This is a genomic window from Streptomyces sp. NPDC002835 (assembly GCF_053591995.1).
The window spans coordinates 1-23,584 of sequence record NZ_JBSFUW010000031.1; the positions used below are offsets into that span (position 1 = coordinate 1).

Genomic DNA, 23,584 nt, shown 5'->3' on the forward strand with positions numbered 1-23,584 from the left:
GCGGGCGTGCTGGACGACGGGGTGGTGGAGGCGCTGACCTCCGAGCGGCTGTCGGCGGTCCTGCGGCCCAAGGTGGACGCCGCCTGGAACCTGCATGAAGCGACGAAGGACCGGGAGCTCGCGGCCTTCGTGGTGTTCTCGTCCGTCGCCGCCGCGTTCGGCAGCCCGGGCCAGGCGAACTACGCTGCCGCCAACGCCTTCCTCGACGCCCTCGCCGCGCATCGCCGAGCCGCCGGACTGCCTGCCACCTCGCTGGCCTGGGGCCCGTGGGACCGGGTCGGCGGAATGATGGGCTCGCTGACGGACGCCGAGAGGGAGCGCATCGCCCGGCTGGGAATGCCGGCACTGTCCGTCGAGGACGGGCTGGCCCTGTTCGACGCCGCGTTGTCGGTGGAGCGGCCGGCGGTTCTGCCGGTCCGCCTCGACCTGGCCGCGATCCGGGCGCTGGGCGAGGTTCCAGCGCTGCTGCGCGGCCTGATCCGGACTCGGGCGCGCCGTAGCCTGCGTACGGGATCCGCCGACTCGGCCGGACTGCGGGCGCGACTGTCCGGCCTCGCGGCCGCGGAGCGGCACGAAGCCGTGCTCGATCTGGTGCGCGCACAGATCGCGGTGGTCCTCGGCCACGGAGGTGCGGACGACATCGATCCGGCGCGGGCCTTCCAGGACCTGGGCTTCGACTCCCTGACAGCGGTCGAGCTGCGCAACCGGCTCGGTTCGGTGACCGGTCTGCGGCTGCCCGCCACCGTGGTCTTCGACTACCCGACGGCCGACGCGCTCGCGGGATTCGTCCGCGACGAGATCCTCGGAGAAGAAGCCGAGGCCGCGCCCGTGGCCGTGCGCCAGGTCGCGGCCGCTCACGACCCGATCGTGATCGTGGGTATGGCGTGCCGGTATCCGGGTGGGGTGGCGTCGCCGGAGGATCTGTGGCGCCTGGTTGATGGCGGTGTGGACGCCGTTGGTGACTTCCCCGCGGACCGTGGCTGGGACGTGGAGGGTGAGTCGTTCGAGCGGGCGGGCGGATTCCTTTACGACGCTCCGGAGTTCGATCCCGACTTCTTCGGGATGAGTCCGCGCGAGGCACTGGCGACGGATGCGCAGCAGCGGTTGTTGCTGGAGACGACGTGGGAGGCGGTGGAGCGGGCCGGAATCGATCCGGTGTCGCTGCGGGGTTCGCAGACGGGTGTGTTCGCGGGGGTGATGTACAGCGATTACGCGAGTCTGCTGGGTGGCCGGGAGTTCGAGGGCCAGCAGGGCAGCGGGAGCGCGGGGAGTATTGCCTCGGGTCGGGTGTCGTACGCGTTGGGTCTGGAGGGGCCGGCGGTGACGGTGGACACGGCGTGTTCGTCGTCGCTGGTGGCGATGCATCTGGCGGCGCAGGCGTTGCGTTCTGGTGACTGTTCCCTGGCGGTGGCCGGCGGTGTGACGGTCATGTCGACGCCCACGACATTCGTGGAATTCGCGCGGCAAGGGGGTCTGTCGTCCGACGGGCGATGCCGGTCGTTCTCGGATTCGGCCGACGGTGTCGGGTGGGGCGAGGGTGTGGGGATGGTGGTGTTGGAGCGGCTGTCGGACGCGGTGCGTAAGGGGCATCGTGTGTGGGCGGTGGTGCGTGGTTCGGCGGTGAATCAGGATGGTGCGTCGAACGGTTTGACGGCGCCGAATGGTCCGTCGCAGCAGCGGGTGATCCGGCAGGCGTTGGCCAGCGGGGGGTTGTCCACGGCTGATGTGGACGTGGTCGAAGGGCACGGGACCGGGACGACGCTGGGTGATCCGATCGAGGCGCAGGCGTTGCTTGCGACGTACGGCCAGGACCGGCCGGCGGACCGGCCGCTGTTGCTGGGTTCGGTGAAGTCGAACATCGGGCATGCGCAGGCGGCGGCCGGTGTGGCCGGTGTGATCAAGATGGTGATGGCGATGGAGCACGAGGTCGTTCCTCAGACGCTCAATGTCGATGCGCCGTCGTCGCATGTGGACTGGCCTGCGGGCGCGGTGGAGCTGGTGACGGACGGGATGGCCTGGCCGGAGTCGGGTCGTGCCCGTCGGGCGGGTGTGTCGTCGTTCGGGATCAGCGGCACCAATGCGCATGTGGTGTTGGAGCAGTTCGAGCCGGCTGAAGAGGTGCCGGTCGCAGAGGTTGCTCCGGGCGTGGTGCCGTGGCTGGTGTCCGGGAAGACGGCGGAGGCCCTGCACGACCAGGTCGCCCGCCTGCGTTCGTACGTAGAGGGTTCGGCGTTGCGGACCGTCGATGTGGGTCTGTCCACGGTGAGCCGGTCGGTCTTCGCTCACCGGGCCGTGGTGCTGAACGGCGAGCAGGTTGTGGAGGGACAGGCACGGGCCGGTAAGACGGCGTTCCTGTTCAGTGGCCAGGGATCACAACGGCTGGGTACGGGCCGGGAGCTGTATGCCCGTTTCCCCGTGTTCGCAGCGGCCTTCGATGCGGTGTGCGCCGAGCTGGATGTCCCCGTGAGGGGCGTGGTCTGGGGCGAGGACGCGGACGCGCTGAACCGGACCATGTACGCCCAGGCGGCCTTGTTCGCCGTGGAAGTGGCGTTGTTCCGGCTGGTTGAGTCGTGGGGTGTGAAGGCCGACTTCGTGGCCGGTCACTCCATCGGCGAGGTGGCCGCCGCCCACGTGGCCGGGGTGCTCTCCCTCGCGGACGCATGTGCCCTCGTGGCGGCACGTGGCCGGCTCATGCAGGCCCTGGCCGAAGGCGGCGCGATGCTCGCAGTGCAGGCCACCGAGGACGAAGTCCTACCGCTGCTGGGCGAGTCCGTGTCGATTGCCGCGATCAACGGCCCCTCGTCGGTCGTTGTGTCCGGGGCGGAGGACGCGGTCGACACGATCCGCGTCCACTTCGAGGCGCTGGACCGCAAAACGACCCGCCTGCGTGTCTCGCACGCGTTCCACTCCCCGTTGATGGACCCGATGCTGGACGACTTCCGCACCATCGTGTCCGGCCTCACGTTCTCCACGCCCACCATCCCCCTCGCGGCGGACGCCGACACCGTGTGCGACCCGGAGTACTGGGTGCGGCATGTCCGCGACGCGGTCCGCTTCGCCGACGACATCCGCACCCTCACCGACGCCGGCGTCACCCGCTACCTGGAGCTCGGCCCCGACAGTGTCCTCTCGGCCATGGGCCAGGAGTCGGCCGCGTCCGACGCCCTGTTCGTCGCCGCCCTGCGCAAGGGCCGCGACGAGGAGGGGACGGCTGTACGCGCGGTGGCCGAGCTGTACGTCCAGGGTGTGAGCGTGGACTGGAGCGCACTGTTCACCGGAACCGGCGCCGGCCGGGTCGAGTTGCCCACGTACGCCTTCCAGCGGCAGCGGTACTGGCCCGCCGGGGCGGTGCTGCGGGCCGGTGACGTGCGGTTCGCGGGACTCGGCGCGGCGGAGCACCCGATGCTGAGCGCGTTGGTGAGCCTGGCCGACGAGGACGGGACCGTGCTGACCGGCCGTCTCTCGCGGCACACCCACCCGTGGCTGGCCGACCACACCGTCAAGGGCGTCGTGCTGGTGCCCGGTACCGGTCTGCTGGAACTCGTTCTGCGGGCGGGGGCCGAGGTCGGTTGTGCGGTGGTGGAGGAGCTGACGCTCGCGGCGCCGCTGGTGCTGCCCGAGCAGGGCGGCGTACAGCTTCAGGTGCGAGTGTCGGCACCCGAGGAGGCCGGCCGTCGCACGGTCGGCGTGTACTCGTGCGCCGAAGGAACCGGCGACGGGATGTGGGTACGGCACGCAAACGGCGTGCTGAGCGCGGCCGCCGTGGATGCGGTCGCCGGGTTCGACGCGGTGACGTGGCCGCCGGCCGGCGCCGAGGAGGTCCCGGTCGAGGGCGCGTATGAGCGGTTCGCGGAGGCCGGGTTCGGTTACGGTCCGGTGTTCCGCGGGATGCGGGCGGTGTGGCGGCGTGGCGAGGAGCTGTTCGCCGAGGTGGTGCTGCCCGCGCAGGAACGGGACGCGGCGGGCCGGTTCGGCCTGCACCCGGCGCTGCTCGACGCCTCCCTGCACGCGGGTCTGCTGGAGGGCGACGGCGACGACACGGTCGTCCCGTTCGTCTGGAACGACGTGGCGCTGCACGCCGTCGGTGCGTCCGAGGCGCGGGTGCGGCTGACGCAGGTCGGCGACGAGGGCCTGTCCCTGCAGATGGCCGACACGGCCGGACAGCCCGTGCTCACCGTGGGCTCGATGCTCAGCCGTCTCGTCTCGGCCGAGCAACTCGAGGCTCCCGGAAACCCGTTGTTCGGGATCACGTGGTCGGTGGTGCCGGGTAGTGCTGCGGATGTGTCGTGGGTCGGTTGGGACGAGGTGCCGGCCGAGGGTCCGGTGCCGGATGTGGTGGTGTTCGACTGCGGTACTGACGCAGGGGCGGATGTTCCTGCGGGCGTGCGCGCGGTGTCGTACCGGGTACTGGACGTGGTGCGTGCGTGGCTGGCTGACGAGCGGTTCGCGGCGTCGCGTCTGGTGGTGATGACCCGTGGTGCGGTGGCGGTGTCGGAGGGCGCGGGGCTGGATGTGGTTCAGGCTCCGGTGTGGGGTCTGGTGCGTGCGGCGCAGGCGGAGAATCCGGGCCGGTTCGTGCTGGTGGACGTGGAGCCCGGCGCGGCCGTGGACACGATCGCTCACGCGCTGCGGACCGAGGAGCCGGAGTCGGCGGTGCGCGGGGACGAGGTGTGGGTGCCTCGTCTCGTCCGGCTGGACACGGCCGCCGATCGCGTTCCAGACCGCGTTCCCGAGTTCGATGCCGGTGGTTCGGTGCTGGTGACCGGTGGTACCGGTGGTCTGGGCGCGGTCGTGGCCCGTCGCCTGGTGACGGAGTACGGCGTACGGCATCTCGTGCTGACGAGCCGGCGGGGCCTGGCGGCCCGCGGCGCCGAGGAGTTGGCGGCCGAGCTGGTCGGTCTGGGGGCCGAGGTCCGTATCGCCGCGTGCGATGTGTCGGACCGCCAGGCACTCGCGGAGCTGCTCGCAGAGACCGTCGCCGAACGTCCGCTGACCGCCGTCTTCCACGCCGCCGGAATCAGCGACAACGGCCTCGTCGGAGCCCTGACCGAGGACGGCTTCGACGCAGTCCTCGCGCCCAAGGCCGATGCGGCGTGGCATCTGCACGAGTTGACGCGGGAGTGCGACCTCGCCGCGTTCGTGATGTTCTCCTCGGCCGGCGGTCTGGTGCTGACCGCCGGGCAGGGGAACTACGCGGCGGCGAACGTCTTCCTGGACGCCCTCGCCGTGCTGCGCGCGGCCGAAGGACTGCCCGCCGTTTCCATGGCCTTCGGCCTCTGGGACGCGGGCGCGGGCATGGGCGCGCTCCTCGCCGACGTGGACCGCAAGCGGATGGCGGCCCAGGGCCTGCCGGTCCTGTCGGCCGGGACCGGTCTGGAACTCTTCGACGCGGCGTTGCGGTCCGCCCGGCCCGCCGTCGTTCCCGTCACGGTTGACGCGGCGGCCCTGCGCGCCCGAACCGACGAGATACCCGCCCTGTTGCGCGGACTCGCCCCACGCCGCGCCCGGCGCGCGGTCGCCGGATCCGGCAGCGCGGCAGCCGCTTCGCTGGCACAGCGGCTGTCCGGTCTGTCGGTGGGTGAGCGCCGGCGTACGGTGCTCCAACTGGTCCGCGGTGAGATCGCGTCCGTGCTCGGGCACGCCTCTGGCGAGGCGATCGGCGCGGACCGGGCGTTCCAGGAGCTGGGCTTCGACTCGCTCGCCGCGACCGAACTGCGCAACCAGCTGAACCGGGCCACCGGCCTGCGGCTGCCCGCCACCCTCGCCTTCGACCACCCCAACGCCGAGGCCGTGACCGGTCACCTCCTCGCTCTCCTCGGCACCGCCGAGGCTGCCTCGGACGCGGCCGTACGGGGCACCGAGCAACGGCGCCCCCTCGATGACGACGACCCGATCGCGATCGTCGGCATGGCCTGCCGCTATCCGGGCGGGGTGACCTCGCCCGAGGACCTGTGGCGGCTGCTGATGGAGGGCAGGGACACCGTCTCCGACCTGCCCGCCGACCGCGGCTGGAACATCGAGGACCTGTACGACCCGGAGCCCGGCAAGGAGGGCAAGAGCTACACGCGCCGCGGCAGCTTCCTGCACGAGGCGGCGGACTTCGACCCGGGCTTCTTCGGCATCTCGCCCCGCGAGGCTCTCTACATGGACCCGCAGCAGCGGCTCCTGCTCGAAACGTCCTGGGAGGTCCTGGAGCGGGCCGGTATCGACCCCGCCTCGCTCAAGGGCAGCCGCACGGGCGTCTTCGCCGGTGTGATGTACCACGACTACGCGCTCGGTGCGAACCCGTCCGGCACCAGCGGCGGAAGCGTCGTGTCCGGCCGGGTCTCGTACACGCTTGGCCTGGAGGGTCCGGCCGTCACGGTCGACACCGCGTGCTCGTCCTCACTGGTGGCCCTACACCTCGCGGTGCAGGCCCTGCGGGCGGGGGAGTGCTCCCTGGCCCTCGCGGGCGGCGCGACGGTCATGTCCACGCCCGGCATGTTCATCGAGTTCAGCCGGCAGCGCGGGCTGTCCGCCGACGGCCGTTGCAAGGCGTTCGCGGGCAGTGCGGATGGGGTCGGCTGGTCCGAGGGCGTCGGCGTGCTGCTCGTAGAGCGGCTGTCCGACGCGCAGCGCAACGGGCACCAGGTCCTGGCCGTGATCCGCGGCTCCGCCGTCAACCAGGACGGCGCCAGCAACGGCTTCGCCGCACCCAACGGCCCCTCGCAGCAGCGGGTCATCCGCCAGGCCCTCGCCTCGGCCGCCCTCACGGCCACCGAGGTCGACGCGGTGGAGGCGCACGGCACCGGCACCACACTCGGCGACCCGATCGAGGCGCAGGCGCTCATCGCTACGTACGGTCAGGACCGGCCGGAGAACCAGCCGTTTCTGCTCGGCTCCGTCAAGTCGAACATCGGGCACGCGCAGGCCGCGGCCGGCGTCGCGGGTGTGATCAAGATGGTCATGGCCCTGCGCGAGGGCGTGCTGCCGCGCACCCTCCACGCGGAGGAGCCCTCGCCGCACGTGGACTGGACCGAGGGCGCGGTGGCGCTGCTCGGCGAGGCTGTGGAGTGGCCGAATACCGGCCGCCCGCGCCGGGCGGGCGTCTCGGCGTTCGGCATCAGCGGCACCAACGCGCACGTGATCCTGGAACAGGCCGCCGTAACGGAAGACCCGGCGCGGGAGACCGGGGCCACGGACGGACCGCAGCCCCGGGCCACGGACGGACCGGACGCCGGCGTGCTGCCGTGGCTGGTGTCCGCGGCAACGCCGGAGGCCCTGCGCGAACAGGCCGCCCGCCTGCTGTCGTACGTCGAGTCCCGACCGGACCTCGACCTCGTGGCGACGGCCGCCGCGCTGGCGACCACGCGGTCCGCGCTGGAGCACCGGGCCGCGGTCGCCGGCGCCGGACGTACGGAGCTGATCGACGGGCTGCGCGGCCTGGCGGACGGCGGTGGTCGCACACTTCCCGGTGGTGTCGTCAGGGAATCCGCCCGCGGGGCCGGGACGTGCGCGTTCCTGTTCTCCGGCCAGGGATCGCAGCGGCTGGGAATGGGACGTGAACTGCACGCCCGCTACCCGGTGTTCGCGGCAACCTTCGACGTGGTGTGCGCGGAACTGGACATGCCGGTCCGCGAGGTGGTGTGGGGCGAGGACGCGGACGCGCTGAACCGCACGATGTACGCCCAGGCGGCGCTGTTCGCCGTCGAGGTGGCGCTGTTCCGGCTGGTCGAGTCCTGGGGTGTGACGCCCGACTTCGTGGCCGGTCACTCCATCGGCGAGGTCGCCGCGGCCCATGTGGCCGGGGTGTTCTCGCTGGCCGACGCGTGTGCGCTGGTCGCGGCGCGCGGCCGGCTGATGCAGGCGCTGCCCGAGGGCGGCGCGATGCTCGCCGTGCAGGCCGGCGAGGACGAAGTCCTGCCGCTGCTCGGCGAGTTCGTGTCGATCGCCGCGATCAACGGGCCGTCGTCCGTCGTGGTCTCGGGCGCGGAGGACGCGGTGGAGTCCGTACGGGCCCACTTCGACGGGCTGGGCCGCAAGACGACCCGGCTGCGCGTCTCGCACGCGTTCCACTCGCCGCTGATGGACCCGATGCTCGACGACTTCCGCGCGGTGGTGTCCGAGCTGTCCTTCTCCGCGCCGTCCGTCCCGGTGGTCTCCCTGCTGACCGGTGACATCGCCGAGACCGGTCGGCTGTGCACTCCGGAGTACTGGGTCACACACGTTCGGGACGCGGTCCGCTTCGCCGACGGCATCCGCACCCTGACCGAGCTGGGCGTCACTCGCTGCCTGGAGGTGGGCCCCGACGCCGTGCTCTCCGGGATGGCCGGGGACTGCCAGGACGGCACCGCCGCTCTGCCCCTGCTGCGCGCGGGCCGGGACGAGGCCGCCACTCTGGTCGCGGCGCTCGGTGCACTGCACTGCGCCGGGGTCACGGTGGAGTGGCGGGAGTTCTTCGGTGCCGCGGCCGGCGGTCGCGTCGACCTGCCGACGTACGCCTTCCAGCGGCAGCGGTACTGGCTGGACGCGACTCAGGGGGCGGCCGACCTGGACTCGGTCGGTGTCGCCTCCGCCGACCACCCGCTGCTGGGCGCCGCGATGGAACTCGTCACGGCCGACGGCTACCTCTTCACGGGACGGCTGTCGCTCCGCACGCACCCGTGGCTCGCAGACCACACGGTGATGGGCAGGGTTCTGGTGCCAGGTACCGGTCTGCTGGAACTTGTCCTGCGGGCGGGGGCCGAGGTCGGTTGTGCGGTGGTGGAGGAGCTGACGCTCGCGGCGCCGCTGGTGCTGCCCGAGCAGGGCGGCGTACAAGTCCAGGTGTGGGTCGGAGAGCCGGACAAGTCCGGCCGTCGGCAGGTCACCGTGCACTCCCGGCCGGACGAGGAGCAGGACGGGGTGTGGGTACGGCACGCCGGCGGGGTGCTGAGCGCGGCCGCCGTGGATGCGGTCGCCGGGTTCGACGCGGTGACGTGGCCGCCGGCCGGCGCGGAGGAAGTGCCGGTCGAGGGCGCCTACGAGGGCTTCGCCGGGGCCGGGTTCGGTTACGGTCCGGTGTTCCAGGGGCTGCGGGCGGCGTGGCGGCGTGGCGAGGAGCTGTTCGCCGAGGTGGTGCTGCCGGCGGAGGAGCGGGACGCGGCGGGCCGGTTCGGTCTGCACCCCGCACTCCTGGATGCCGCGATGCACGCGGCGATCCTCACGAGTACGGGCGAGACCGCCATCCCGTTCGTCTGGAACGACGTGGCGCTGCACGCCGTCGGTGCGTCCGAGGTGCGGGTGCGGCTGACCCCGGTCGGTGAGGACGGCTGGACGCTGGCCCTCGCAGACGTCACCGGAGCTCCGGTGCTCTCTGTCGGCTCGATGGTCAGCCGCCCGGTCTCGGCCGAGCAACTCGAGCCCGTTGGGAACCCGTTGTTCGGGATCACGTGGTCGGTGGTGCCGGGTGGCGGCGCGGATGTGTCGTGGGTCGGTTGGGACGAGGTGCCGGCCGAGGGTCCGGTGCCGGATGTGGTGGTGTTCGACTGCGGTACTGACGCAGGGGCGGATGTTCCTGCGGGCGTGCGCGCGGTGTCGTACCGGGTACTGGACGTGGTGCGTGCGTGGCTGGCTGACGAGCGGTTCGCGGCGTCGCGTCTGGTCGTGGTGACGCGTGGTGCGGTGGCGGTGTCGGAGGGCGCGGGGCTGGATGTGGTTCAGGCTCCGGTGTGGGGTCTGGTGCGTGCGGCGCAGGCGGAGAATCCGGGCCGGTTCGTGCTGGTGGACGTGGAACCCGGGGAGGCGGTCGGTGAGGCCGCACAGGCGCTGGCGGCGGAGGAACCGGAGTCGGCGGTCCGGGCCGGTCAGGTCTGGGTGCCGCGCCTGGTGCACCTCGATGCTTCAGCCGACCGCGTTCCCGAGTTCGATGCGGGTGGTTCGGTGCTGGTGACCGGTGGTACCGGTGGTCTGGGCGCGGTCGTGGCCCGTCGCCTGGTCACGGAGTACGGCGCACGGCACCTGGTGCTGACGAGCCGGCGGGGCCTGGCGGCCCGCGGCGCGGAGGAGTTGGCGGCCGAGCTGGTCGCGCTGGGGGCCGAGGTCCGTATCGCCGCCTGCGATGTGTCGGACCGCCAGGCACTCGCGGAGCTGCTCGCAGAGACCGTCGCCGAACGTCCGCTGACCGCCGTCTTCCACGCCGCCGGCGTCGGCGACAGCGCCGTCATGGACGCGCTCACATACGAACAACTGGACACGGTGTACGCGCCGAAGGCAGACGCGGCCTGGTATCTGCACGAGTTGACGCGGGAGTGCGACCTCGCCGCGTTCGTGATGTTCTCCTCCGCCGGCGGTCTGGTGCTGACCGCCGGGCAGGGGAACTACGCGGCGGCCAACGTCTTCCTGGACGCCCTCGCCGTGCAGCGCGCGGCCGAAGGACTGCCCGCCACCTCCATGGCCTTCGGCCTCTGGGAGGTCGGCGGTGGACTCGGCGCGTACCTGCGCGACGTGGACCGCAAGCGGATGGCCACCCAGGGCGTGCCGCCCCTGACCCACGAAGCGGGCCTGGCCCTCTTCGACGCCGCCCTGCGCTCCGAGCACGCCGCCGTCGTCCCCGTACGGGTCGACACGGCCGCCCTGCGCAGCCGCAAGGACGACGTGCCCGCGCTGCTGCGCGGCATCGCGCCCGTCGTACGGCGGGCCGCGGCGGCCGGCAGCGGCACGGTCGCCGCCGAACCGGGCCTGAACGACCGGCTGTCCGGTCTGTCGGTGGGTGAGCGCCGGCGTACGGTGCTCCAACTGGTCCGCGGTGAGATCGCGTCCGTGCTCGGGCACGCCTCTGCCGAGGCGATCGGCGCGGACCGGGCGTTCCAGGAGCTGGGCTTCGACTCGCTCGCCGCGACCGAACTGCGCAACCAGCTGAACCGGGCCACCGGCCTGCGGCTGCCCGCCACCCTCGCCTTCGACCACCCCAACGCCGAAGCCGTCACCGACCACGTCCTCACCCTCCTCGGCGGAAGCGGAAGCGGAAGCGGGAGCGACGGGACATCGGACGAGGAGGGGATCCGCGAGGCGCTCCGGAGCATCCCGACGAGCCGACTGCGCGACGCCGGCCTGATGGAGAGCCTCCTCGAGCTCGCGGAGATCCGGGTCACCCCGGCCGACCTCATCGAGGACGAGGAACACCAGGACCGGGAGACGGCAGACGAAGACGACGACACGGACGGCGCCGCGCTGGCGGCCGCCCGGCGCGAGACCGCCCGGCTGCGCAACGACAACCGCAAGCTCGCCGCCGGCCGGCACGAACCCATCGCGATCGTCGGCATGGCCTGCCGCTATCCGGGCGGCGTGACCGGCCCCGAGGACCTGTGGCGGCTCGTCACCTCCGGCGGCGACGCGATCTCCGCGTTCCCCACCGACCGCGGCTGGGACCTGTCCTCCCTGCGCGACCCGAACGGCAGCGGCCCGGAGGCGTACTACACCCGTACGGGCGGATTCCTCACCGGAGCGGCCGACTTCGACCCCGGCTTCTTCGGCATCTCACCGCGCGAGGCCCTCGCCATGGACCCGCAGCAGCGGATCACCCTGGAGCTGGCCTGGGAGGCACTGGAACGCGCAGGCATCGACCCGACCTCGCTCCGGGGCAGCCGCACCGGCGTGTTCGCCGGGGTGATGTACCACGACTACCCGGGCAGCGACGGCAACGGCAGCGTGGTCTCCGGCCGGGTCTCCTACAAGCTCGGCCTCGAAGGCCCCGCCGTCGCCGTCGACACCGCCTGCTCGTCCTCGCTCGTCGCGCTGCACCTCGCGGTGCAGGCACTGCGGCAGGGAGACTGTTCGCTGGCGCTGACCGGCGGTGTGACGGTGATGGCGACACCGGGCGTGTTTGCGGAGTTCGGCCGTCAGGGCGGGCTCGCCTCCGACGGCCGGTGCAAGTCGTTCGCCTCGGCGGCCGACGGTACCGGATTCGCCGAGGGCGCGGGCCTCCTCGTCGTCGAACGGCTCTCGGACGCGGTCCGCAACGGGCACCAGGTGCTCGCCGTGATCCGCGGCTCCGCCGTCAACCAGGACGGCGCCTCCAACGGCCTGACCGCCCCGAACGGCCCCTCGCAGCGCCGCGTGATCCGCCAGGCCCTCGCCAACGCCCGCCTCGCCGCCGACCAGATCGACGCCGTCGAGGCGCACGGCACCGGCACGACGCTCGGCGACCCGATCGAGGCGCAGGCCCTGCTCGCCACCTACGGTCAGGGGCGTCCGGCGGACCAGCCGCTCTGGCTGGGCTCGGTCAAGTCGAACATCGGCCACTCGCAGGCCGCGGCCGGTGTGGCCGGGATCATCAAAATGGTCATGGCCATGCGCCACGAGGCGCTGCCCGCGACACTGCACGTGGACGAACCGAGCCATGAGGTCGACTGGGGAGCGGGAGCCGTACGGCTGCTCACCGAGGCCCGTGACTGGGGCGGTGACGGCCGGCGCGCCCGCCGCGCGGGCATCTCGTCCTTCGGGATCAGCGGCACCAACGCGCACGTGATCATCGAGGAGGCCCCGGCGACGCCGGCACCTCCTGCCGACGAGCCCCGCCACGAAGGCCCCGCCTCCCTCGTGGTGTCCGCCGCGACCCCGGAGGCCCTGCGCGCCCAGGCCGGACAACTGCTGGCCCTTGTCGAGGAGACCGAAGGGATACGGCTCGCCGACCTCGGCTACTCGCTCGCGACGACACGGACGGCACTCGACCACCGCGCCGCGTTCCCCGCGGCGGACCGGGAACAACTCCTGGCCGGACTCGGAGCCCTGGCGCGCGGCGAGACGGCCACAGCCGTCGCCACCGCCGCACCGCTGGCGTTCCTGTTCAGCGGACAGGGATCACAACGACTGGGCATGGGGCACGAGTTGTATGCCCGATTCCCGGTGTTCGCAGCGGCATTCGACGCGGTGTGCGAAGAGATGGACGTTCCCGTGCGGGACGTGGTGTGGGGCGAGGACGCGGATGCGCTGAACCCGACCATGTACGCCCAGGCGGCCTTGTTCGCCGTCGAGGTGGCGTTGTTCCGGCTGGTCGAGTCGTGGGGTGTCAAGCCGGACTTCGTGGCCGGTCACTCCATCGGCGAGGTGGCCGCCGCCCATGTGGCCGGCGTGTTCTCCCTCCCGGACGCGTGTGCGCTTGTGGCGGCGCGTGGCCGGTTGATGCAGGCCCTGCCCGAGGGCGGCGCGATGCTCGCAGTGCAGGCTACGGAGGACGAAGTCCTCCCGCTGCTCGGCGAGTCGGTGTCGATCGCGGCCGTGAACGGTCCCTCGTCGGTCGTTGTGTCCGGGGCGGAGGACGCGGTCGACACGATCCGCGTCCACTTCGACGGGCTGGGCCGTAAGACGTCCCGTCTCCGCGTCTCGCACGCGTTCCACTCGCCGCTGATGGACCCCATGCTGGACGGGTTCCGCACGGTCCTCGCCGGGTTCTCCTTCGCGAAGCCCTCGATTCCCGTCGTGTCCAACCTGACCGGTGCCCTCGCCGAGAGCGAGCGGCTGTGCGACCCGGAGTACTGGGTGCGCCACGTCCGTGAGGCGGTCCGCTTCGCCGACGGCATCCGCACCCTCGGCGACCTCGGCGTAACCCGCTTCCTGGAACTCGGCCCGGACGGGGTACTCACCGCCCTGGCCCACGAGTCGGCCGCCGACGGTGCCGCCCTGGTCCCCGCACTGCGCCGGGACGTCCCGGAGGAGTCCGCCGTACGGCAGGCGGTGGCCCGGCTCCACACGTACGGAGTGGAGGTCGACTGGCTCGCCTTCTACGCGGACTCCGGAGCCAGGCGCGTCGATCTGCCCACCTACCCCTTCCAGCACCGGCGGTTCTGGCCGACGTTCATGGCGTACGCGGGCGGCGCGGAGTCCGTGGGGCTCAGGGCCGCGGACCACCCCCTGCTGACCGGCGTGGTCGAACTCGCCGACTCCGCCGGACACTTGTTCACCGGCCGGCTGTCGATGCGGTCACACCAGTGGCTCGCGGACCACACGGTCATGGGCGCGGCCCTGGTGCCCGGCACCGCACTGGTCGAACTGGTGACGAGGGCGGGTGACGAGGTCGGGTGCGCGGCGCTGGAAGAACTGACGCTGGGCGCGCCGCTGGTGCTGCCCGCCGAAGGCGGCGTACAGCTCCAGGTGTCGGTGGGCGAGCCGGACGACTCGGGCCGTCGGCCGGTGAGCGTGCACTCCCGCCCGGACACAGGCTCGGACGCGGCATGGACGTGCCACGCCGAGGGCTTCCTCGCCCTTGCCTCCGCCGGGGCACCGGAGTTCGACGCGAAGGTCTGGCCGCCCACGGGCGCCCTCGCCCTGGACGTTTCCGACGTGTACGAGCGGTTCGCCGAAGCCGGGTTCGCGTACGGGCCGGTGTTCCAAGGCCTGCGGGCGGCCTGGCGGCTCGGCGAGGAGATCTACGCCGAGGTTGCGCTGCCCGACGACGTGGACGGCGGGGCGTTCGCTCTGCACCCGGCCCTGTTCGACGCGAGCCTGCACGCGGTGGCGGCGGGAGCGGGCGACGCGGCGGGCGGCGGTGTGCCGTTCGCGTGGTCCGGTGTGTCGCTGTACGCGTCCGGCGCCTCCGCCCTGCGGGCCCGGCTCACCCCCGGCGGCGACGGCTCGCTGGCCGTGGCCCTGGCGGACGGGACGGGCGCACCCGTCGCCTCCGTCCGCTCACTTGCCGTACGGCCGGTGTCCGCCCGGCAGTTGGGCGAACAGGGTGCTGCCGTACGCGATGCGCTGTTCGCGGTGGAGTGGACACCGGTCACGGCTCCCGGCACTACGGCGCCGGACGTGGAACTGGTCCGGCTGGACGGGACCGCGGACCCCGGCGACGTCGCCGGATCGGTGCACGCACTCGCCGCGCGTGCGCTGGAGCTCGTACAGGAGGAGCGGACGGCTGCCGACGCCCCCCTGCTCCTGGTGACCCGGGGCGCGGTGTCGGGCGACGACCTGGCCGCTGCCGCCGCATGGGGACTGGTGCGATCGGCACAGTCCGAAAACCCCGGCCGGTTCGTGCTGGTGGACGTGGCGGGCGAGGAGCCTGAGGACGACCTGCTCAAGTCCCTGGCCTCCCTGGGAGAACCCCAACTGCTCGTCCGTGACGGCCAGGTGCTGGCCGCCCGGCTGGCCCGGGTCGCGGATCCGGCTGCCCCCGCTTCTCCCGCGTGGGTCGGCGAGGGACCGGTCCTGATCACCGGCGGAACCGGCGCCCTCGGCCGGGCCGTGGCCAGGCATCTGGCCGCCGAACACGGCGTACGCAGCCTGCTGCTCGTCAGCCGCCGGGGCGCCGAGGCGGAAGGCACTACGGAATTCGTCGCGGAACTCGCCGAAGCAGGCGCGGACGCGGTCGTCGAGTCCTGCGACCTCACCGACCGGACCGCCGTGGACGGGCTCCTGGCCCGCCACCGGGTCCACGCCGTCGTCCACACCGCCGGTGTGCTCGACGACGCGCTGCTCGCCTCGCTCACCCCGGAACGGCTGGCCTCCGTGCTCCGCCCCAAAGTGGACGCGTCCTGGAACCTCCACGAGGCGACCAAGGGACAGGACCTCGCGGCCTTCGTCATGTTCTCCTCCGTCGCGGGCACCTTCGGCAACACCGGCCAGGCCAACTACGCCGCCGGCAACGCCTTCCTGGACGCCCTCGCACGCCACCGGAGCGCCCTCGGCCTGCCCGGCGTCTCCCTGGCCTGGGGGCCGTGGGCCGCAGCGGACGGCGGCATGACCGGCGTCCTCACCCCGGCGGACACAGAACGTATGACGCGCTCGGGAGTGCCGCCCCTGGCGTCGGAGCAGGGACTCGCCCTGTTCGACGCCGCGCTGTCGGGCGAGCGGCCGGCGGTCCTGCCGGTCCGGCTCGACTTGGCCGCGATCCGGGCACAGGGCGAGGTTCCGGCGCTGCTGCGCGGCCTGATCCGCACGCCCGCCCGCCGCACCGCGGCGGCCGGCGCGGACACCGGCCTCACCCGGCGACTGACGGGTCTCGACCCGCAGGCACGCCACGAGACACTGCTCGACGTCGTACGCACGCAGATCGCACTCGTCCTCGGCCATGCGGGCGTGGCGGAGGTGGACCCGTCCCGGGTCTTCCAGGACCTCGGCTTCGACTCGCTGATGGCGGTCGAACTGCGCAACCGGCTCGACGCGACGACCGGCCTGCGGCTGCCGGCGACCCTGGTCTTCGACTACCCGACGGCGGACGCGCTCGTACGCTTCCTCCTCGGCGAACTTTCCGGCGACGAGGCCGCCGCGGCCGCGCGGCTGCCCGCCGTACGGCTGTCGGGCGACGCGGCGGGGAACGCGGACGATCCGGTGGTCATCGTGGGCATGGCCTGCCGCTACCCGGGTGGCGTGACCTCGCCCGATGGCCTGTGGCAGCTCGTCTCCGACGGCGTGGACGCCGTCGGAGACTTCCCCGTCGACCGCGGCTGGGACGTGGAGTCGCTCTACCACCCGGACCCGGCACACCTCGGCACCAGCTACACCCGCTCCGGCGGCTTCCTGACCAATGCCGCCGAGTTCGATCCGGAGTTCTTCGGGATGAGTCCGCGTGAGGCGTTGGCGACGGACGCACAGCAGCGGTTGTTGCTGGAGACGACGTGGGAGGCGGTGGAGCGGGCCGGGGTGGATCCGGTGTCGCTGCGCGGTTCGCAGACGGGTGTGTTCGCGGGTGTGATGTACAGCGATTATGCGAGTCTGCTGGGTGGCCGGGAGTTCGAGGGGCACCAGGGCAGTGGAAGCGCGGGGAGTATTGCCTCGGGTCGGGTGTCGTATGCGTTGGGTCTGGAGGGGCCGGCGGTGACGGTGGACACGGCGTGTTCGTCGTCGCTGGTGGCGATGCATCTGGCGGCGCAGGCGCTGCGATCGGGCGAGTGCTCGTTGGCGGTGGCCGGTGGTGTGACGGTCATGTCGACGCCGACAACTTTCATCGAGTTCTCCCGCCAGCGCGGCCTCGCGGCCGACGGCCGCTGCAAGGCATACGCCGAGGCCGCCGACGGTGTCGGGTGGGGCGAGGGTGTGGGGATGGTGGTGTTGGAGCGGCTGTCGGATGCGGTGCGTAAGGGGCATCGTGTGTGGGCGGTGGTGCGTGGTTCGGCGGTGAATCAGGATGGTGCGTCGAACGGTTTGACGGCGCCGAATGGTCCGTCGCAGCAGCGGGTGATCCGGCAGGCGTTGGCCAGTGGGGGGTTGTCGACTGCTGATGTGGATGTGGTGGAGGGGCACGGTACGGGGACGACGCTGGGTGATCCGATCGAGGCGCAGGCGTTGCTTGCGACGTACGGCCAGGACCGTGAACTCCCGTTGTTGCTGGGTTCGGTGAAGTCGAACATCGGGCACGCGCAGGCGGCGGCGGGTGTCGCGGGTGTCATCAAGATGGTGATGGCGATGGAGCGCGGGGTTGTGCCTCGGACGTTGCACGTGGACGGCTCGTCGTCGCATGTGGACTGGTCTGCGGGCGCGGTCGAGCTGGTGACGGACGGGACGGCGTGGCCGGAGTCGGGTCGTGCCCGTCGGGCGGGTGTGTCGTCGTTCGGGATCAGCGGTACGAACGCGCATGTGGTGTTGGAGCAGTTCGAGCCGGCTGAAGAGGTGCCGGTCGCGGAAGTCGCTCCGGGGGTGGTGCCGTGGCTGGTGTCAGGCAAGACGGCAGAGGCCCTGCACGACCAGGTCGCCCGCCTGCGTTCGTACGTGGAGGGTTCGGCGTTGCGGCCCGTCGATGTGGGTCTGTCCACGGTGAGCCGGTCGGTCTTCGCTCACCGGGCCGTGGTGCTGAACGGCGAGCAGGTCGTCGTGGGGCAGGCGCGGAGCGGGAAGACGGCGTTCTTGTTCTCAGGTCAGGGGTCGCAGCGGCTGGGTATGGGCCGGGAGCTGTATGCCCGTTTCCCGGTGTTCGCAGCGGCCTTCGACGCCGTGTGTGCGGAGCTCGATGTCCCGGTGCGGGAAGTGGTCTGGGGCGAGGACGCCTCAGCGTTGAACCAGACCATGTACGCCCAGGCGGCGCTGTTCGCCGTCGAGGTGGCGTTGTTCCGGCTGGTCGAATCATGGGGCGTGAAGCCCGACTTCCTGGCCGGTCACTCCATCGGCGAGGTGGCCGCAGCCCATGTGGCCGGGGTGTTCTCCCTCCCGGATGCGTGTGCTCTCGTGGCGGCGCGAGGCCGGCTGATGCAGGCCCTGCCCGAAGGCGGCGGGATGCTCGCGGTGCAGGCCACGGAGGACGAAGTCCTCCCGCTGCTGGGCGAGTCGGTGTCGATCGCCGCGATCAACGGTCCCTCGGCCGTCGTCGTCTCCGGGGCCGAGGACGCGGTCGACACGATCCGCGTCCACGTCGAGGCGCTGGGCCGCAAGACGACCCGCCTCCGCGTCTCGCACGCCTTCCACTCCCCGCTGATGGACCCCATGCTGGACGACTTCCGCACGGTCGTGTCCGGCCTCACGTTCTCGACGCCCACGATCCCCCTCGCGGCGGACCCCGACACGGTCTGTGACCCCGAGTACTGGGTGCGGCACGTCCGCGATGCGGTCCGCTTCGCCGACGACATCCGCACCCTCACCGACGCCGGCGTCACCCGGTTTCTCGAACTCGGCCCGGACGGCGTGCTGTCCGCCATGGCAACCGACTCCCTGCCTGACGACAGCGACGCCGCCGTCCTCGTACCGCTCCTGCGCAAGAACCGTGACGAGGAACTGTCTGCTCTCCAAGCACTCGCCCAGCTTCACGTGAGCGGCACACACGTCGACTGGGCCGCCCTCTTCGCCGGCACGGGTGCCCGCGTCGTGGAACTGCCCACCTACGCCTTCCAGCACCGCCGCTACTGGCCCACCGGCGCACCCGCCGGGCGCGGCGGTGCGGAGGCGCTCGGGCTGCGGTCCGCCGAACACCCGCTGCTCTCCGGTGCCGTGGAGCTGGCAGGATCGGACGGATTCCTGTTCACAGGCCGCCTGTCGGCCGCCACCCACCCGTGGTTGGCCGACCACACCGTCATGGGCTCCGTGGTGGTACCCGGCACGGCCCTGCTCGAACTGGCGGTCCGAGCGGGTGACGAGCTCGGCTGCGCCACCGTTGAGGAACTGACGCTCGCAGCGCCCCTGGTGCTCCCGGATCAAGGCGCCGCGGTGCAGTTGCAGGTGGCCGTGGCCGCCCCCGACACGTCGGGCCGGCGCACCCTCACCGTGCACTCCCGGCCGGCCGGCGGCGGTGCCCACGAACCGTGGACGTCGCACGCCAGCGGCGTGCTCGCCGACGGCCCCGCCGGTGGAGGCGAGTCGCTCGACGCGGCGGCCTGGCCGCCGGCCGGCGCGGAGAACCTCGACGTGACCGACGTGTACGAGAGGTTCGCCGAAGCCGGGTTCGAGTACGGGCCGGTGTTCCAGGGACTGCGCGCGGCCTGGCGCCTCGGCGACGAGCTCTACGCCGAGGTGGCCCTGCCCGAAGGCGTCGAAGGCTCGGCCTTCGCCCTGCACCCGGCGCTGCTCGACGCCACCCTGCATGCCTTTGCACTCCTCGGCGGCAGCGGTGACGGTGCCACGGAGGAACGGAGCGGGGGTGTCCCGTTCTCCTGGTCCGGTGTCTCCGTGCACACCTCCGGTGCGTCGACGGTGCGGGCCCGGTTGAGCCGGTCCGGTACCGGCGACGCGGTGTCCCTCGCCCTCGCGGACACCGCGGGCGTGCCGGTGGCCTCCGTCGAGTCCCTGGTCGTACGGCCCATCGCTCCAGAGCAGTTGGGCGCGGCGGGCCGGACCGGCCGGGACTCCCTGTTCCACCTGGACTGGACACCCGTCGAGCCCGGCAGCGCCGCCGACCGGAACCTGCGGACCGCGGTGCTCGCCACACCGAGCGCCACACCGAGCGCCACGCCGAGCGGCCCGGCCAGTGCCACGGCCCCCGCGTCCCTGGGCGACCACCCGGTGTACGCCGGTCTCGCCGAACTGGCCGCCGACGAGGCGCAACCAGTCCCGGACGTGGTCCTCGTACCGCTGACGGACGACGGACCGGACAGCGGTACGCCGGAGGCGGTGCACGGGCAGACGGTCCGGGTCCTGGAGCTGGCGCAGGCGTGGCTGGCCGAGGACCGCTTCGCCGACGCACGCCTGGTGTTCGTCACCCGCGGCGCGGCGTCGGGCGCGGACCTCGCGGCTGCGGCCGCCTGGGGCCTGGTGCGCTCGGCGATCTCGGAGAACCCCGGCCGCTTCGGTCTCGTGGACCTCGAAGAGGCGGATGCGCCGGCCCTCCTGCCGCCTGCGCTCGCCACCGGAGAGCCGCAGCTCCTCCTGCGCGGTGACGCGGTCCTCGCGGCCCGGCTGGACCGGGTCGACGACCCGGTCCCGGCGGCCCCGGCATGGGCGGGCGAGGGCGCGGTCCTGATCACCGGCGGTACGGGAGGTCTGGGCCGGCTGGTCGCCCGGCACCTGGCCGTCGAGCACGGCGTACGCGAACTGGTGCTGGTCAGCCGACGCGGCGCCGACGCCGAAGGAGCGGCCGAACTCGTCGCCGAGCTCGCCGGGGCCGGTGCCCACGCGGTGGTCGAGGCGTGCGACGTCGCGGATCCGGCGGCGGTGGCGCGGCTCGTCGCCCGCCACCCCCTGCGCGCGGTGGTCCACACCGCGGGCGTGCTGGCCGACGGGGTCCTCGGATCGCTGACCCCGCAGCGGCTCGCGGAGGTCCTGCGCCCCAAGGTGGACGCGGCCTGGAACCTGCACGAGGCGACCAAGGACCTCGACCTGGAGGCGTTCGTCCTGTTCTCCTCAGCGGCCGGCACCCTCGGCAACGCCGGCCAGGCCAACTATGCCGCCGCCAACGCCTACTTGGACGCCCTCGCCCGGCACCGCCGCGCGCAGGGCCTGCCCGGCACCTCCCTGGCCTGGGGCCCGTGGACGCGCACCGGCGGCATGACCGGTGAACTGACCGCGGCGGAGGCCGAACGCATGGCCCGGGCCGGACTCCCGCCGCTCACCCCGGAGCAGGGGCTCGAGCTGTTCGACTCCGCGGCGGGCGGCGCAGAGCCGGCCGTGCTCCCCGTCCGCCTCGACCTGGCCGCGCTCCGCGCCCACGGAGAGGTGCCTCCCCTGCTGCGGGGCCTGATCCGTACGGCCGTCCGCCGCACCGCCGCGGCGGACGGGACGGGCGGCGGGCTCGCCGCCCGGCTCACCGCACTGCCGCAGGCCGAGCGGTACGACGCCCTGCTCGCCGAGGTGCGCGGCCAGGCGGCGGCGGTCCTCGGGCACGCGCAGGCCGCGGACGTGGACCCGGGGCGCTCGTTCCAGGACCTCGGTCTCGACTCGCTGAGCGCGATCGAGCTGCGGAACCGGCTCGGCGCCCTGACCGGGACACGGCTGCCCGCCACCCTGGTCTTCGACTACCCGACGACCGGGGAACTGGTGGACCACCTGTACGCGCTCCTCGACCTGGCGCCGCAGGCACAGCCCGACGCCTCCGCCGCCCTGCTGGCCGAACTGGCCCGGCTGGAGCTGGCCTTCACCGGGGCGGAGGTCAGCGACGAGGGCTTCGCCCAGATCGAGGGACGGCTCGAGGTCCTGAAGGAGAAGTGGGGCGCGCTGCGCGCGGCCCCCTCCGGCGAATCCACCAACAGCGAAAGCGAGTTCGACTTCGACGCGGCCTCCGACGACGAGGTCTTCGACCTGCTGGACAAGCAGCTCGGTCTGTAACCGCCCGACGGCGGGAAAAGCCCCTGGCCCGGACTTCCATGGAAGTCCGGGCCAGGGGCTTTGTGCGGTTCCGCGGGTGGCTACTGCACCGGCCGGCGGAAGCCGAGCACCGCGAGGGCGCCGCCCACCGCGGCGATCACACTGCCGATGACCAGCGCCGGGACGATCGCGTCCGCACCCGGAATGCCCAGCGCGAGCGCGCGCGTTGCGTCGATCGCGTACGTGAGCGGGTTGACCCCGGCGACCGCGGCCAGCCAGTCCGGCAGGTCCTTGACCGGGATGTAGGCGCTGGACGCGAACATCATCGGCAGAATGGCGATCACCGCGAGGTTCTGCATCGGTTCGGCCCGCCGCAGCCAGGCGCCGGCCGCGATGAACGCCCAGCCGAGCGACCAGCTCATGAACAGGGTCAGCCCGACCGAGGCCACCAGATCGGCCGCCCCGCCGTTCGGCGCGTAGCCGAGCACACCGGAGGCGAGCGCCAGGATGACCACGACCTGCACCGCGCTGCGCACCAGGTTGGCGAGGCTGCGGGCGACGAGCAGCGAGGACGGCATGATCGGCAGCGACCGCAGCCGGGCCACCACCCCGTTCTTCAGGTCGTCGACGAGCCCGACGCCCGACTGGACCGCCGACTGCACCGCGTTGTCGACCAGCACCGCGGGCAGCACGAAATCGAGGTACGTGATCCCGGCGGGGAAGTGCGGCGGTGCGCCCATCTTGCTGAACACCTGCGTCAGCACGAACAGGATGATCACCGGTTGGAGCAGGCCGAAGAGCACCACGCCCGGGTCGGTCACCATCGAGCGCAGTGAGCGTGCGGTCAGCACGCGGATCTGGAGGAACACCGAACTGTCCGGCCACTCGTGCCGCCGCAGCGGCAGCGGGCCGGCGGTGACGGCTGGGGTGGCGGTGGTGGTGGCGGTCATGCGGCAGGTCCTCCTGCGGACAGGGCGAGCGAGGGATGCCGGGTGGCCGCGGGAGCCCGGCCGGCCAGGGCGAGGTAGACGTCGTCGAGGGAGGGTTCGCCGAAGGACAGCTCGGTCGCTTCCGCCCCGGCCCCGTCCAGGACGCGGATCACTGTCGCCACGTCCTTCGACGCGTCGATCGGGATGACGAGGCAGTCGGTCTGCGGGGCCACCGCCGGGTCCATGGCGGCCCGGCGGAGCGCCCCGACCACGGCCTCCCGGTCGGCCGCCGGGTCCAGCGTGACGGTGACGGTGCGACGGCCGACGGCCGCCTTCAGCTCCGCCGCCGTGCCGTTGGCGATGACCCGGCCGCCCGACAGGACGGTGATGGAGTCCGCGAGCCGGTCGGCCTCCTCCAGATACTGGGTGGTGAGCAGCACCGTGGCGCCCTCGGCCACCAGCCCTTCGACGATCTCCCACAGGCCCAGCCGGGCGGCCGGGTCCAGGCCCGTGGTCGGCTCGTCGAGGAAGACCACCTCGGGGTGGCCGACCAGGCCCGCCGCGAGGTCGAGCCGCCGCCGGAGCCCGCCGGAGTACGTGCGGGCGCGCCGCCCGGCCACCTCCTGGAGGGCGAACAGTTCGAGCAGTTCGTCGGCGCGGACCCGGGCCGCCCGGCGGCCGGCGCCCAGCAGCCTGGCGATCAGCACCAGGTTGTCCCGGCCGGTCAACTGGCCGTCCACCGAGGCGAATTGCCCGGTCAGGCCGATGCGTCGGCGTATCTCGCGCGGTCGGCACGCCACGTCGTACCCGGCGACCGATGCCGTGCCGGAGGTCGGCGGGAGCGCGGTGGTGAGGACGCCCACCAGAGTGGTCTTGCCCGCGCCGTTGTGGCCCAACAGGCCCAGCACGGTACCCCGGGGGACGGAAAGGTCGACCGAGTCCAAGGCGTGCACCGTGCCGAAGGATTTGCTCAGGCCCCGCGCCTCGATCATGGTCTCGGGAGGCTCGATGGGGAGCCCGTTCATGGAGTTCTCCTGGGTCGT

At 72.7% G+C, this 23,584-nt stretch carries 3 protein-coding genes; 1 reads left to right on the plus strand and 2 read right to left on the minus strand.

Annotation, left to right across the window (positions count from 1 at the left end; genetic code table 11):
• Positions 1–21,633 (plus strand): SDR family NAD(P)-dependent oxidoreductase (locus tag ACWD01_RS27420; RefSeq protein ID WP_451165466.1); only part of this gene is annotated, 21,633 nt, incomplete at its 5' end.
• Between the two features lie 80 nt (positions 21,634–21,713).
• On the opposite strand, the gene ACWD01_RS27425 is transcribed toward ACWD01_RS27420, so the two are convergent.
• Together ACWD01_RS27425 and ACWD01_RS27430 are read right to left on the minus strand one after the other, a co-directional pair.
• Positions 21,714–22,562: an ABC transporter permease gene (locus ACWD01_RS27425; protein WP_451165467.1), complete on the minus strand. Its 849-nt coding sequence runs from the start codon at positions 22,560–22,562 to the stop codon at positions 21,714–21,716.
• Entirely contained in the window at positions 22,559–23,566 is a 1,008-nt protein-coding gene (locus tag ACWD01_RS27430; RefSeq protein WP_451165468.1) for an ATP-binding cassette domain-containing protein, read from the minus strand. The genes ACWD01_RS27425 and ACWD01_RS27430 overlap by 4 nt, the downstream gene beginning before the upstream one ends.
• Between the last annotated feature and the right edge of the window lie 18 nt (positions 23,567–23,584).